Origin of the sequence: Exiguobacterium sp. s146, from assembly GCF_018618415.1 — a bacterium.
GTDB lineage: Bacteria > Bacillota > Bacilli > Exiguobacteriales > Exiguobacteriaceae > Exiguobacterium.
On the sequence record NZ_JACSMA010000002.1, the window covers coordinates 59,559 to 73,037 of the forward strand.

Sequence of the window (13,479 nt, forward strand, 5' to 3'; positions counted from 1 at the left end):
TTCTAACATGGAAACCGGTCCGTGTCGATTCGCCGCTTCATCACGGATGATTGAGACCTCGCCGTCGTTAGCTCAGACGGCAAAAACGCATCAATCGCTTCTATGACTTCCTGTAGCACCTCAATCGTACCGAACGTATCGACATTCCGCTCCAGCCCATGGTTCACACCCGTGAGCAGGTGCGTCTTGAGCGATGGGATGGCCGCCAACGCGTCTACCCGACTCGCCGTATAACAATGGTCCTTGTCACCGATGAGGACGAGTTGAGATGCCTGGGTCGTCTTCATCGTCTCAGTCACGCCTGCGTGTTGAAGGAGCGGCGTCAACCAAATGACATGTGCCTCGTGGAATATGGGACGAGTCAATTCATGGGCCAGCGCGACCGTACCGAGCGACTTCCCGACGAAGATGAACGCTTCGTATTCATGTGTAGACAAGACATGATCGATGACCGTCCGAACATCGTGACGGACGACCTCGTCGATGTCATCGATGTGCGCATAGTCATCGCGGTAATATTCGTAGTTGATTTCCAAAACATCGCTAGAACGTTCTAAGAGCAAGCTCGTCGTAAAATGGAACATCGGGGCAGCGGTCGAATACCGATATCCTGGTAGTAAAATCGCGAGTTGTCGCGAAGGTCTCTCTTGCGTCAACAATGTATACGAGATTTCCATCTCGTCAAACCCTGGCAGCTTGCTTGTCTGTTCTTGCATAGTCATCCCCCTTATCCAAAAAAACGGACACGACCAGTTCAGGCCGCGTCCGTTCATGCGCCGACGATGGCGTCGTGATTTCCTTTCGTCCACCCGTAGGCGACTTCGCGCAGAGCGAGTTCCCCGAACAGTCGCTCTTTCGCATCGATGACCTGTCCGTCGCGCCGCTCATAGAACGTGCGGTACGGATTCAATTCAAGCGCCCAAATGATGAGCCCGTGGTTCGACATCGCTTGGACCGCTCGCTCAATCAGAAGCGAACCAATCCCGTTGCGTTGATGGTCCTCTAAAATGTAAATCGCATAAATCTCATTGCGGTGTTCTGGATAGTCACCGGTCCGCTCTTCCCCGTACAAAACGAACCCGACAATCTCTTCATCAACCGTAGCAACGAACCCTTCGACTTCTCGTTTCGCGAGGGCGCTGCGAACCTTTTCGGACCACTCGATTGCGTTCGAACCGAGCTTCAAGAGAAAGTCGGCCGGCACAATCCCCCGATAGGTCGTGCGCCATCCGTTCACCCTCACCCGCGCAATCCCGTATGCGTCTTTTGGCTCGGCTTTCCGTATGAGCATCCGTACCCCCTCCTTCGTGCAAGTTTTACAAGTATTTTACCACAAATGGCCCAATCGAAATCACCGTTCTTACAGATTGACTGACAATCATTTGACAAAAAACGACCGTAGGATATGCCTACGGTCGTACTGGTTAAGCGACGTCGCGAGCTGTTGTCGACTGCGCGTCCGTCAATGGTTTTTTCAAGAATGAGAGGAGGAGTGCTCCAATCAAGGCTCCCGCGAGAATCGCAAGGGCGTAAAGACCCATGCTCATCGCGACATTTCCAGCTCCTTCAAGGAGTGGGAAGACGAAGATTCCACCGTGCGGCGCTGGCAATTGGATGGCGAAGAAGGCTGACAATCCACCAGCGATGGCTGATCCGAGAATCGCTGATGGCAAGACACGGATCGGGTCGGCCGCGGCGAACGGGATGGCCGCTTCAGTGATGAACGAAGCACCCATGATATACGCTGTCTTCCCGGCTTCACGTTCTTGTTTCGAGAATTTTTGACGGGCGAATACAGTCGATGCGAGTGCGACGAGAAGTGGTGGGACCATCCCGCCGGCCATGACGGCCGCCATGACTTCTTGGTTACCGGCCGTAAGTGCCGCTGTACCGAAGACGTAGGCTGTCTTGTTGATTGGACCGCCCATATCGACGGCCATCATGCCACCAACGATAACACCGAGCAAGATGGCGTTCGCTCCGCTCATGCCGTTGAGTGTGTCCATCAACCATGTCATGAGTGCTGCGATTGGTTCGTTGACGACGAGCAACATGATCATCCCAGAGATGAATGAACCGAGAAGCGGATACAACAGAACCGGCTTGATTCCTTCAAGTGAGGCCGGCAATTTCGCGAGCGCTTTCTTCAAGAAGAGGACGACATAACCGGCAAGGAAACCGGCAATCAAACCACCGAGGAATCCGGCGTTCCCTTGGCTGGCGAGTGCCCCGGCGACGAGACCTGGTGCGAGACCCGGACGGTCGGCGATCGACATCGCGATGAAACCTGCAAGAATCGGAACGAGGAAGCCGAACGCTGCGCCACCAATCGTCATGAGTTGAGCGGCGAATTCGTTGTACGATGGGTCATCCGGGTTAGCCGAGTTGATACCCCAGAAGAAGCTGAGGGCGATCAAGAGACCACCAGCGACGACGAGAGGAAGCATCGCGGATACCCCGCTCATCAAGTGCTTATAGATGCCCGTGCGTTGTTCTTTTGGCTGACCTGACTTGCCAGTCGCTTGATAAACCGGTCCGTCTTGTTTTACGGCCCGATTGATCAATTCTTCCGGCTTCCGGATACCTTGGGCGACCGGGACTTCGATGACATGTTTGCCAGCGAACCGGTCCATCTCGACGGCTTTATCGGCTGCGACGATAATGGCAGTCGCTTTCGCGATGTCGGCCGCTGTCAATTCGTTTTTGACGCCGGTCGAACCGTTCGTCTCGACTTTGATATCGACGCCCATCGCGTCCGCTTTTTGCTTCAAGCTATCGGCGGCCATGTACGTGTGCGCGATTCCCGTCGGACATGCCGTGACGGCAAGGATATAAGGTGCGTCTGCTTGCACCGGTTTCGAAGCGACAGGAGCCGCCTCGGCTGCTTCTTTTTCTTCGATAGCGCGGATGACGTCATCTTCTGACGTGGCCGCATAGAGACGTTCTTGGAACGCCGGGTCCATAAGGAAGACCGATAATTTCGAAAGTGTTTCCAAATGTTCGTTATTGGCGTGCTCGCCAGCAGCGATCATGAAGAACAAGCGGCTGTCTTGACCGTCGAGCGCTTCGTAATCGATACCTTCCGAACGACCGAAAGCGATGGCCGGTTGTTTGACGGCTTTCGTCTTCGCGTGTGGGATGGCAATCCCTTCACCGAGTCCGGTCGTGCTTTGTGCTTCACGGGCGAGGATAGCGTCGCGGTAACCGTTACGGTCCGAGAGTTTGCCGGCGCGGTCGAGCACGTCGACGAGTTCTTCGATGACTTCAGCTTTTGAACGGCTGCGGAGATTCAGTTGAATCGTATCCTTTTTAAGAAGGTCCGTGATGTTCATGTTGTTTCCTCCAATCGAGATAGTGGGGTGACGCTGACTTCGCCGACCAAGCGGTCCACGTCTTCTTTTGTGCACAGCCCGAACGTATAAGCAGACGCGCTTCCGGTCGTGACCGCGTAGCGGAACGCCTCGGTTGCGTCGTGGTCTAGAATGTTGGCGACGAATCCGGCGACGAGTGAGTCGCCTGCGCCGACCGAGTTGACGAGTTTGCCGCTCGGTGTGTTCGCCGTATAGGCGCCTGTTGCATTGACGAGCATGGCTCCGTCACCGGCGAACGAGACGATGACGTTTTGGGCACCGCGTTCGACCAACTGCTCCGCATAAGGTAGCGCCTGCTCGAACGTCTCGATGTCTGTGTCGAACAGTTCACCGAGTTCATGATGGTTCGGTTTGATCATGAGCGGTTTGAGCGCGAGCACTTCGAGCATCGCTTCTTTCGTCGTATCGACGACGAACTCGGCACCGTTCGCCCGGACCGTCTCGGCAAGCGTTCGATAGAGCGTATCCGGCAGATTGCCTGGGATACTGCCGGCGAGGACGACAACGTCGCCTGATTGGACATGATCGAATTGACGCGTCAACCGATCAAGTTCCGTGTCCGAGATGACCGGTCCGCTCGCGTTCAATTCCGTCTCTTCTTTCGCCCGAATCTTAACGTTGATGCGCGTTTCTCCATCGACTTCGACGAAATCGGTTTGGACGCCTTTGTCTGTCAGTGCCTTCTTGATGAAGTCTCCTGTCGTGCCGCCGACGAATCCGAGGGCGACCGTGTCGACGTCGTATTCACGTAGGACGAACGAGACATTGATGCCTTTGCCTCCGGCCCGCTGCGTCGTCTCTTGAATTCGATTGACTTCACCGAGGACGACTTCAGGGAGTGTCACGTAATAATCGATTGAGGGGTTCAGGGTTAACGTGTAAATCATTGGGCGTTCACCACCTTTGTGATTGATTGAATCGAACTGACGCTTGACGCGTCGCTCCATGTGACGAGCGTGGCCGCTTCGAGCGGGGCCACTCGGCTGAACGAACGTTTCCCGAATTTTGAATCGTCCGCCAAAATGTATGCCACGCGTGCCAATTCGATTGCTGTTTTTTTGACGAGTGCCTCTTCCGGGTCTGGGGTCGTGTACCCGGCTTCGAGATCGACACCGTTGATGCCGAGGAAGGCGAGGTCGACCCGATAGTTCATCATGCTCTCGCGAGCGTTATAGCCGACGAGTGCCTGTGTCGACCGTTTCAACTCACCGCCAATCACGAACGTCTTGATATCGAGGTCGAACAAGTCGTTGGCGATCGGTAAACTGTTCGTCACGACGATGACGTCTTTTCCATCTAAGAAAGGAACCATCGCTTGCGTCGTCGTCCCGGCATCGAGATAGACGGACATCCCGTCCTCGATGAACGTCGCGGCCTTCCGTGCGATCGCGACTTTCTCATCGACGTGTTGATCTCGTTTCTCCTCGAACGTCGGCTCTTCTTCGTAGCGGGCCACGAGCGTTGCGCCGCCGTGTACCCGTTCGAGATAACCTTCGGCTTCAAGGTCGGTCAAATCCCGGCGAATCGTCGACTCCGACGATGCCGTCAACTCGACCAATTCTTTCAGTTTGACAATCTTTTGCTCCGACAGACGTTGCAAAATCAGTTGATGTCGTTGCTTCGTTAACATCATATTCCCTCCGTAGCTCTAATATAAAGCGTTTTCATTTAAAAAACAATCATAAACATTCAAAAACATTCATCTTTTTTAACGTTGTCACAATTATAACATAAAAAACGGTCACTAAGTGACCGTTTTTGACAGTTCATTATCGTTTCAGCAACCAATCGTTCAAGCGGCGGATGAGTTCGGGGTGTAGCGGTGCTTCAATGGCGTCCCGATATTCCTTATGCAACGTGAGGAGCGCGTGCGGACTCGTCCGTTCGACGAGCAAGTGGTTCATGTCATGGATGATGTGGCTGTCGACGTCCCCTTTCGTCCGAATCGAATGGACGTGCTCCGGCGGGACTTGGACATCGCGGTCACCGGTCAGGGCGAGCACCGGGACCCGTACGTGTTCGAGCCGCTCACGCACATCGTACGACGCATGCTCACGGATCCATTTGGCGTTCACGACCTGCCCTCGGTATTTGAACGAAGCGACGTTCGTCCGCAGTGACCGTTCGAGCAAGTCGTCTTGACGCTGGCGAATCTTTTTCGGGACGCCGGTCACCCGATAAAACATGCCTTTCAGGCCTCCCACCGAACCGGCTTCATTTGCGAGTGCATCGGCTTGCAGCAAGAACATCTTCTTCGAGGAATCGTTGAATCCGGCGAGCAGAATCAGTCCGGCCGCGTTCGTCTCAAGCTGTACCGCCGGGGCGATGACCGCCCCTTCGCTATGGCCGAGCACATAAATGTCCCCTGCGTCGGGTTCCTGTTTGATGGCATTGACGACAGTGATCGCGTCTGTCACCAGGTCGTGCAGCCCGACTTTATTGAAATCACCGTCTGATGCACCGATGCCTTGTTTGTCATACCGATAGACGTTGACGCCCATCTCAAAGAGCGCCTCGGCCAGCTTTTTATATGTGCTGAAGTGGGATGGTCCCATATTGCCGTCCCGGTCGCTCGGCCCGCTTCCGCTGAGCAGGACGACCGTCTTCCGTGGTTCTTCGTGGGTCAGCCATGTTCCGGCCAGTTGTCCATAATTCGTTGTCACGTTCAGTTGTCGTTCCATCGTATCGCCTCCCCTTTCATCATACCGGACATCGAGGTACGGTTCGAGCAAAACTACGTGTTTAACACTTGTTGATGATTTCGAATTTTTTAGGAAGTAGAATGAAATCAATCTAGCGTTACCAAATTATATACCCCACATTATCGCTGGTTCTTTATGTTGTGGTTCGCGTTATGGATTATTAGGTTCCTCTTGCAATTCAGACGACGAATGAAATGGATTGGTTTGTTGATCACACTCATACCGACGCTGTATTATTTGTATCTTGTTCTGCGAGCGATGGAATTTATATCATTTTAGATTTTTTTGAATCGACGAGTAAAAAAAGTACTTCCGCTGATCAGGAAGTACTTTCATCTCTATAAAATATGTCTACTCACTCGCTCATTGGGTCTTCAACCAATCCACTAACCACTCCACGTGCTCACGCATCGCTTCTTCAGACAGCCGCTCGATCGTGTCTTCTTCGGTAAATACGTCCTGCTCTGCTGTAATCGAATCGTTTACCGAAATGACATCGATACCGGCTTCGCGGTACTCGTCTAAAAGCGACACCCCTAAACTTCTCACCTCGACGTCCTCGAACGAGGCACCATCCAAGAACGGGTACGACTTCATGCCGTGCGTTTTGACGAATCGGTCCGTCTCCCCTGTCCCGATCAAGTCGAGCAACAACACGCTTCTCGGCGTCACTCCCCGCTCCTTTAACATGTCCAGGTAATGCGTACTCGCCTCATAACCTTCGCCATATCCGTTCAAAAACACGTAACGGATTGTCGCTTCTGTCTCCACGTCATCCATCGCTTGAATGATTTGATATAAAATCGAGGCGCCGCCGAGACCGATCAACGCGTGGTCACCGAATCCGCTACTGTCGAGCCGCGCCATGACGATGACTTCCTTATCGTTCGTCCCTTGCTGAATGAATTCGGTGTATACCATCTCCGTTTTAAACGGCTCGATGACAACGGTTTGGCCATCTTCAAGCAACGCCGCCAAATCCTCATAGATTCCTGTCCCGTCCATCTGAAGCGCCGCCGATACGTAGACGAATCCGGATTCGTCCGGGGCTTCTTTATGTGGGGTGATAAGATAGCCGGCCGCTCCCGCTTCATTCAGTTTTGATAAATAGCGGTTCGCCAACTCGTCATTTAACACCTCACCATAATGATCAACCTCGTAAGCACCATCTCGTTTCTCAAATGACTCGTCGGTCATCGGCAAGACGACGATTTTATCGGTCACATCCGGAATCGGTGCATCCCATTCAAGATGAACGACCTCGCCTTAAATCGCATCCTGCACCATCATCGATGAATAACCTTCAAACGTCTCACCCTCAACTGTCACATCCGTCCAATACGTTTGGATCGGCGTATCATGCACGACGCGGTCCATGCTCAAATCAAGGTCGGTCCCGAGCGACTCGAATAGCTCCGTGTTCTCCCAACTATCAATTTGACGGTCGTATGACACAAAGTGTTCCGCTGTCTCATAAGGACTTGTTGATGAGAGCGGATTGAAATAAAGAAAAACAGCAAATAGTGCCGACAGTAGGCTGTACATGATTGTCATCTGCGTATCTCCATCATAAAAAACTCACCAATATTTGGTTGTATTTTTCCATTATAGAAGTTGTCTGACAATTGTATATGTCATTTTCAAATAAAAACAGCCTCCCTCTATATGAGGGAAGCCGTTTGATTGAGGCAAGACTTATACACCTTCGTAAGCAGCGTACATAATCTCTTTCAACTCTTCGACGAGCGGCATTTTCGGGTTGGCCGTCGTACATTGGTCTTCGAACGCGTCGACTGCCATCTTGTCGACTTTCGCGTCGAGGTCCGCTTTCTTGATGCCTTGGGCTTTAAACGAGAGCTTGATGTTCAAGCGCTGACCGAGCTCGATGACCGCTTGGATGAGCGACTCGACGCCTTCTTCCGTCGTGCTGGCCGGGAGTCCGAGGTAACGCGCGATTTCAGCGTAACGCTCGTCGGCGATGAATGACTCATATTTAGGGAACGCCGCGAGTTTCGATGGGCGTGTCGCGTTATAGCGGATGACGTGCGGCATGAGGATCGCGTTCGTCCGTCCGTGTGGGACGTGGAACTCACCACCGATTTTGTGTGCGATCGAGTGGTTGATACCGAGGAACGCGTTCGCGAACGCCATACCTGCCATCGTTGAAGCGTTGTGGACTTTTTGACGGGCTTCGGCGTCACTACCGTTCTCATACGCTTTCGGGAGGTAGTCGAAGATCATCTTCATCGAACGAAGCGCGAGTCCGTCCGTATAGTCGTTAGCCATGACCGACACGTATGCTTCGATGGCGTGTGTCAACACGTCCATACCTGTGTCCGCCGTGATTGATGCTGGGACCGTCATGACGAACTCAGGGTCGACGATGGCGACATCCGGTGTGATCGCGTAGTCAGCAATCGGGTATTTCACGTTGCGTTTCTTATCCGTGATGACCGTGAACGGCGTCACTTCTGAACCTGTACCAGAAGTTGTCGGGATGGCGACGAACATCGACTTGTTGCCTAGGGTCGGGAACTTGTACGTCCGTTTACGGATATCCATGAATTTTTGGCGAAGGTTCGAGAACTTCTCTTCTGGGCGTTCGTAGAAGAGCCACATGCCTTTCGCGGCATCCATCGGTGAACCACCACCGAGTGCGATAATCATGTCTGGTTGGAAGTGACGCATCGCTTCGGCACCGCGCATGACCGTCTCGACCGATGGGTCTGGCTCGACTTGGTCGAAGATCCGGTACTCGACACCAGCCGGCAAGTTTTTCACGACTTTATCGGCAAAGCCGAGTTTGACCATCATTTCATCCGTGACGATCATCGCCCGTTTTTTCGATGTGAGCGATTGAAGGTATTGGACCGAGTTTTTCTCAAAGTAAATCTTTTCAGGGACTTTAAACCATTGCATGTTCACGCGACGTCTCGCCACCTTTTTCACGTTGAGTAGATGTTTCGCCGTCACGTTTTCAGAGACGGAGTTTTTACCGTACGACCCACAACCGAGCGTGAGCGATGGTGTCATTTCGTTATAGAGGTCACCGATACCGCCGTGTGCCGTTGGCGAGTTGACGATGATGCGGCAAGCTTTCATCCGAAGTCCGAACGCGAGGATGGCGTCGTCGTCAGTCGAGTGGATGGCTGCCGTATGACCGAGACCACCGATTTCAAGCATCTTCTCAGCGATAGCGAATCCTTCTTCACGCGATTGAACTTTGTACGCACCGAGCACCGGGCTGAGTTTCTCGTGTGAGAGCAACTCTGTCGCACCGACCGTCTCGAGTTCGGCAATCAAAATTTTCGTGTCGGCTGGGACTGTGAGTCCAGCCCGTTCGGCGATCCAGGCTGCCGGCTTCCCGACGATTTCAGGGTTGACCGCACATGAGTCAGTTTTGATGACGAGTGTCTCGAGTTTCGCCTTCTCTTCTGGTGAGCAGAAGTAGCAACCGAGCGCCGTCATTTCTGCTTTCACTTCTTCATATACTTCTTGGTCGACGATAATCGCTTGTTCCGATGCACAGATCATGCCGTTATCGAATGTTTTCGACAAGATGACGTCCGAGATGGCACGTTTCACTTTTGCCGTTTTGTCGATGTAGGCCGGTACGTTACCAGGACCGACACCGAGGGCAGGTTTACCAGTCGAGTATGCTGATTTGACCATCGCCGATCCACCAGTCGCGAGGACCATGGCAACGCCTGGGTGGTTCATGAGCGCTTTCGTCGCGTCGAGTGACGGTTTTTCAACCCATTGAATCAAATGCTCCGGAGCGCCTGCTTCGATGGCTGCGTCACGAAGGATGCGGGCCGCTTCACTTGAACACTGTTGAGCCGACGGGTGGAAACCGAAGATGATCGGGTTACGTGTTTTGATGGCGATGATCGCTTTGAACATCGTCGTCGATGTCGGGTTCGTGACCGGTGTGACCCCGGCGACGACACCGACCGGTTCCGCGATGTACGTGATGCCGTTTTGCTCGTCGTCTTCGATGACGCCGACCGTTTTCTCGCCACGGAGCGAGTTATAAATATATTCTGTCGCGAAGATGTTTTTGATCATCTTGTCTTCAAACACACCGCGACCAGTTTCTTCATATGCATGTTTGGCGAGGGCGACGTGCTGTTCGAGTCCTGCGAGCGCCATCGCCTGAACGATTGCATCGATTTTCTCTTGGTCAAACGTCATCAACGTCTCGAGCGCCGTATGTGCTCGGGTGACGAGCGTGTCGACCATCTGTTCTGCCGATGTTTCTACTACTGCTTTCTCTTTAACTGCCATGTTGGTTTCCTCCTCATGATTGAGAGCTTATACTATTGACTTGATGGAGAGCACGGGGGTAATCAGTTAGTTCGAGAAAAGTTTGTGCTTTCCTTCACATTCATAGAATACAATGTTTCTCATAGTTTGTGCGTGACAAAAATGTGAACTCTTTCACAATATTTTTTAAGAGAATGTGGATTGGTCTTGCTTTTTAGGGTGACGCTCAGTAAAATCGAATGCGTTTTCATGAAAACCAGGTCCGCTGTATATGTAAACGCTTACAAAGATTGTGTCCGTGACGAGGCGAATTCACTGTGCAAAATATCACGGGATGAGGATTCGTCGTCCACCCCGCGCTCGGTCGTGTATAATGAAGAAAGAACCTAATTAGGAAGTGACATGATTATGCCAAGACAAGACGCAGCCGATCAGTTCGTGAAACTGATTCCATTAATTCGCCGGAAGTTGTTACGTCGTTCCGACCTTCCGCAAATCCCAAACTTAAACTTTTCCCACTTTCATCTCCTCATGTTGATTGAAGATGAAGGCGCAGTCACGAACGGGCATATCAGTGAGACGTTATCGATTGCCCCGCCGAACGTGACGCCGCTCATCACGAAGCTCGTCGAGGAAGGCTATATCACCCGCGTGCCAGACGAACGCGATCGCCGGGTCATCTGGAACCAACTGACCGATAAGGGCGAACTTGTCCTCCGCGAGCGCCGCGATTCGTTTCGCCGGCTGTTCGAGGACCGTCTCGCGTTTCTGAACGATGAAGAGACGGACCGCCTGTTTGACAGTTTGAAGACGTTGACGGAGATCGTCGAGAAGATGGATAAGAGCGAGGGATGATTTTTGCTCGTCAACATCCACGTCTTCTTATATAATCGAGGATGAATCAATCGAACAATGGAAAGAGAGATGACATGTAATGGGTCGTAAATGGAACAACATTAAAGAGAAAAAGGCGTCAAAAGACGCCAATACGAGTCGCATCTACGCGAAGTTCGGCCGTGAAATCTACGTAGCCGCCCGTCAAGGGGAACCAGATCCAGAATCAAACCAAGCGCTCAAGTTCGTCGTCGAACGGGCGAAGACGTATAACGTCCCGCGCGCCATCATCGACCGCGCCATCGACAAAGCAAAAGGCGGCGACGAAGAGAACTTCGACGAGCTCCGCTATGAAGGGTTCGGGCCGAACGGCTCGATGCTCATCGTCGACACGCTCACGAACAACGTCAACCGGACGGCATCTGAAGTCCGGGCCGCATTCGGTAAAAATGGCGGCAACATGGGTGTCAGCGGCTCGGTCGCTTACATGTTCGACGCGACGGCCGTCATCGGTGTCAACGGCATGTCTGCTGACGACGTACTTGAACTCATGATGGAACACGACCTCGACGTCCGTGATGTCATCGAAGAAGATGAGACGGTAATCGTCTATGCGGAACCAGAAGCGTTCCATGCCGTCCAGACTGCCTTCAAAGCAGCGGGCATCGAGACGTTCGAAGTCGCCGAGTTGACGATGTTGCCACAAAACGAGATCGCCCTCGACGACGAGTCGAAAGAACAGTTCGAAAAACTGCTCGACGTCCTCGAAGACCTCGAAGACGTGCGCCAGGTGTACCATAACGTGGAATGATCACGAACGAGCGATAACTTTTCGGAGTTATCGCTTTTTTTGAACAATCGATTTGACAACCCGAAACACGTATGTTAAATTTCAAAAGTCTTTATCATATTAAAGCGATAATAAGAGAAAGAGTTTTGAATGAAAGGTGTTGGAAATGATGAATGCTGTCTTATTAGCTGTTATCGTATTATTCGCGCTCGCGATCAGTCGCGTGCACATCGTCTTGTCGCTCATCTTGGCCGCCGTCGTCGGTGGTCTGGTCGGAGGTCTCGGATTCAATGAGACGTTGACCGCCTTCAGTGACGGGCTCGGCGGAGGCGCGACAATCGCCCTCAGTTACGCCTTGCTCGGTGCCTTCGCCGTCGGTCTATCGAAAACAGGGCTCCCGGACGTCTTGGCTGAAAAGTTGATCAGCATGTCAGGACGTGACGTCACCGGTAAAAGTGTGACACGGGTCAAGGCGTTGTTGCTATCGTTCCTCTTATTACTCGCGATCAGCTCGCAGAACGCGCTACCGATTCACATCGCGTTCATCCCGATTGTCATCCCGCCGCTCCTCGTACTGTTTAACGAGTTGAAGCTCGACCGCCGTCTTGTCGCGACGATTCTCACGTTCGGTCTCGTCACGCCGTACATGTTGCTCCCGGTCGGATTCGGTGGCATTTACTTGAATGAGATTTTGCTGCCGAACGTGGAGACGAACGGCATGACCGTCGGCGATGTCAACATCGTCAGCATCATGGCCATCCCGGCCCTCGGGATGCTCGTCGGTCTCATCACCGCCTTCTTCCACTATCGGAAGCCGCGTTCATATGAGACGATTCAACTCGGGCCAAGCGACTATGAGGTCCGGACGCTGAGCCCGCTCAAGATTTGGCTCACGGCCGCCGTCATCCTCGTCGTGCTCGTCGTCCAGCTCCAGACCGAGTCGATGATCGCCTCGGCCGTCACAGGACTCGTCTTGTTGACGTTGCTTCGCCTCATCCCTTGGTCAGAGGCTGATGACATCTTCACGAGCGGCATGCGCATGATGGCCTTTATCGGCTTCGTCATGATCGCAGCGAGCGGTTTTGCCGCCGTCATCCGTGCGACCGGTGCCATCGAACCGCTCGTCAGTGGCGCGAGCGGCATCATGGGCGACTCACAATTTGTGGCCGCACTCGTCATGCTCCTCGTCGGACTCGTCATCACGCTCGGCATCGGTTCGAGTTTCTCGACGGTTCCGATTATCTCAGCCATCTTCGTCCCGCTTTGCATCCAGTACGGTTTCTCGGTCGAGGCGACGATCGCCATCATCGGGACGGCCGGTGCGCTCGGTGACGCCGGTAGCCCGGCGAGTGACTCGACACTCGGACCGACGAGCGGCTTGAACGCCGACGGTCAACACGACCACTTGCGTGAGACGGTGTGGCCGACGTTCCTCCACTACAATATCCCGCTCATCATCTTCGGCTTGATTGCCGCCATGGTGTTGTAATCACTTCCGATTGCGCCTTGCGTAAAT

General features: G+C 53.1%; 12 protein-coding genes. 3 read left to right on the forward strand and 9 right to left on the reverse strand.

The genetic code is table 11. The annotated features are described in order from the left end of the window. Positions 1-2: 2 nt before the first annotated feature. From KNP83_RS06920 to adhE, 9 genes are all read right to left on the reverse strand, one after another. Positions 3-716, reverse strand: a complete 714-nt coding sequence (locus tag KNP83_RS06920) for an alpha/beta fold hydrolase (protein WP_214761803.1) — start codon at positions 714-716, stop codon at positions 3-5. 53 nt (positions 717-769) lie between these two features. Continuing rightward, positions 770-1,291: a GNAT family N-acetyltransferase gene (locus KNP83_RS06925; RefSeq protein WP_214761805.1), complete on the reverse strand. Its 522-nt coding sequence runs from the start codon at positions 1,289-1,291 to the stop codon at positions 770-772. Between the two features lie 133 nt (positions 1,292-1,424). Then, the gene (locus KNP83_RS06930) at positions 1,425-3,332 is read right to left on the reverse strand and encodes a PTS fructose transporter subunit IIABC (protein WP_214761807.1); all 1,908 of its coding nucleotides are present in this window, start codon (positions 3,330-3,332) and stop codon (positions 1,425-1,427) included. Then, on the reverse strand, positions 3,329-4,258 hold the full coding sequence (pfkB, locus tag KNP83_RS06935) for a 1-phosphofructokinase (RefSeq protein WP_214761808.1): 930 nt from the start codon (positions 4,256-4,258) through the stop codon (positions 3,329-3,331). The genes KNP83_RS06930 and pfkB overlap by 4 nt, the downstream gene beginning before the upstream one ends. Further along, positions 4,255-5,001: a DeoR/GlpR family DNA-binding transcription regulator gene (locus tag KNP83_RS06940; protein ID WP_214761810.1), complete on the reverse strand. Its 747-nt coding sequence runs from the start codon at positions 4,999-5,001 to the stop codon at positions 4,255-4,257. The genes pfkB and KNP83_RS06940 overlap by 4 nt, the downstream gene beginning before the upstream one ends. 139 nt (positions 5,002-5,140) lie before the next feature. Beyond that, the gene (locus KNP83_RS06945) at positions 5,141-6,052 is read right to left on the reverse strand and encodes an alpha/beta hydrolase (protein WP_214761812.1); all 912 of its coding nucleotides are present in this window, start codon (positions 6,050-6,052) and stop codon (positions 5,141-5,143) included. Between the two features lie 384 nt (positions 6,053-6,436). Then, complete coding sequence (locus tag KNP83_RS06950) at positions 6,437-7,297, reverse strand: M28 family peptidase (protein WP_214761814.1); 861 nt, start codon at positions 7,295-7,297, stop codon at positions 6,437-6,439. 42 nt (positions 7,298-7,339) lie between these two features. Then, positions 7,340-7,627 (reverse strand): hypothetical protein, encoded by a 288-nt coding sequence (locus tag KNP83_RS06955; protein ID WP_214761816.1) that lies wholly within the window; start codon positions 7,625-7,627, stop codon positions 7,340-7,342. 141 nt (positions 7,628-7,768) lie between these two features. After that, a complete protein-coding gene (gene adhE, locus KNP83_RS06960) occupies positions 7,769-10,360 on the reverse strand; it encodes a bifunctional acetaldehyde-CoA/alcohol dehydrogenase (RefSeq protein WP_214761818.1) in 2,592 nt (863 codons plus the stop codon). Positions 10,361-10,747: 387 nt separating this feature from the next. On the opposite strand from adhE, the gene KNP83_RS06965 reads away from it, so the two are divergent. From KNP83_RS06965 to KNP83_RS06975, 3 genes are all read left to right on the forward strand, one after another. Continuing rightward, positions 10,748-11,194: a MarR family winged helix-turn-helix transcriptional regulator gene (locus KNP83_RS06965; protein ID WP_214761820.1), complete on the forward strand. Its 447-nt coding sequence runs from the start codon at positions 10,748-10,750 to the stop codon at positions 11,192-11,194. 79 nt (positions 11,195-11,273) lie between these two features. Further along, positions 11,274-11,984 carry a YebC/PmpR family DNA-binding transcriptional regulator gene (locus KNP83_RS06970; RefSeq protein WP_214761822.1) on the forward strand — a complete coding sequence of 237 codons (711 nt, stop codon included), beginning with the start codon at positions 11,274-11,276 and terminating at the stop codon, positions 11,982-11,984. Positions 11,985-12,132: 148 nt separating this feature from the next. Continuing rightward, positions 12,133-13,452, forward strand: a complete 1,320-nt coding sequence (locus tag KNP83_RS06975) for a Na+/H+ antiporter family protein (RefSeq protein ID WP_214761825.1) — start codon at positions 12,133-12,135, stop codon at positions 13,450-13,452. The last annotated feature ends 27 nt before the right edge of the window (positions 13,453-13,479 follow it).

Excerpts from the sequence above, each read along its gene's own strand:
- KNP83_RS06920 (WP_214761803.1), bottom strand. The coding sequence starts at position 716 with ATGCAAGAACAGACAAGCAAGCTGCCAGGGTTTGACGAGATGGAAATC.
- KNP83_RS06925 (WP_214761805.1), bottom strand. The coding sequence starts at position 1,291 with ATGCTCATACGGAAAGCCGAGCCAAAAGACGCATACGGGATTGCGCGG.
- KNP83_RS06930 (WP_214761807.1), bottom strand. The coding sequence starts at position 3,332 with ATGAACATCACGGACCTTCTTAAAAAGGATACGATTCAACTGAATCTC.
- pfkB (WP_214761808.1), bottom strand. The coding sequence starts at position 4,258 with ATGATTTACACGTTAACCCTGAACCCCTCAATCGATTATTACGTGACA.
- KNP83_RS06940 (WP_214761810.1), bottom strand. The coding sequence starts at position 5,001 with ATGTTAACGAAGCAACGACATCAACTGATTTTGCAACGTCTGTCGGAG.
- KNP83_RS06945 (WP_214761812.1), bottom strand. The coding sequence starts at position 6,052 with ATGGAACGACAACTGAACGTGACAACGAATTATGGACAACTGGCCGGA.
- KNP83_RS06955 (WP_214761816.1), bottom strand. The coding sequence starts at position 7,627 with ATGACAATCATGTACAGCCTACTGTCGGCACTATTTGCTGTTTTTCTT.
- adhE (WP_214761818.1), bottom strand. The coding sequence starts at position 10,360 with ATGGCAGTTAAAGAGAAAGCAGTAGTAGAAACATCGGCAGAACAGATG.
- KNP83_RS06965 (WP_214761820.1), top strand. The coding sequence starts at position 10,748 with ATGCCAAGACAAGACGCAGCCGATCAGTTCGTGAAACTGATTCCATTA.
- KNP83_RS06970 (WP_214761822.1), top strand. The coding sequence starts at position 11,274 with ATGGGTCGTAAATGGAACAACATTAAAGAGAAAAAGGCGTCAAAAGAC.
- KNP83_RS06975 (WP_214761825.1), top strand. The coding sequence starts at position 12,133 with ATGAATGCTGTCTTATTAGCTGTTATCGTATTATTCGCGCTCGCGATC.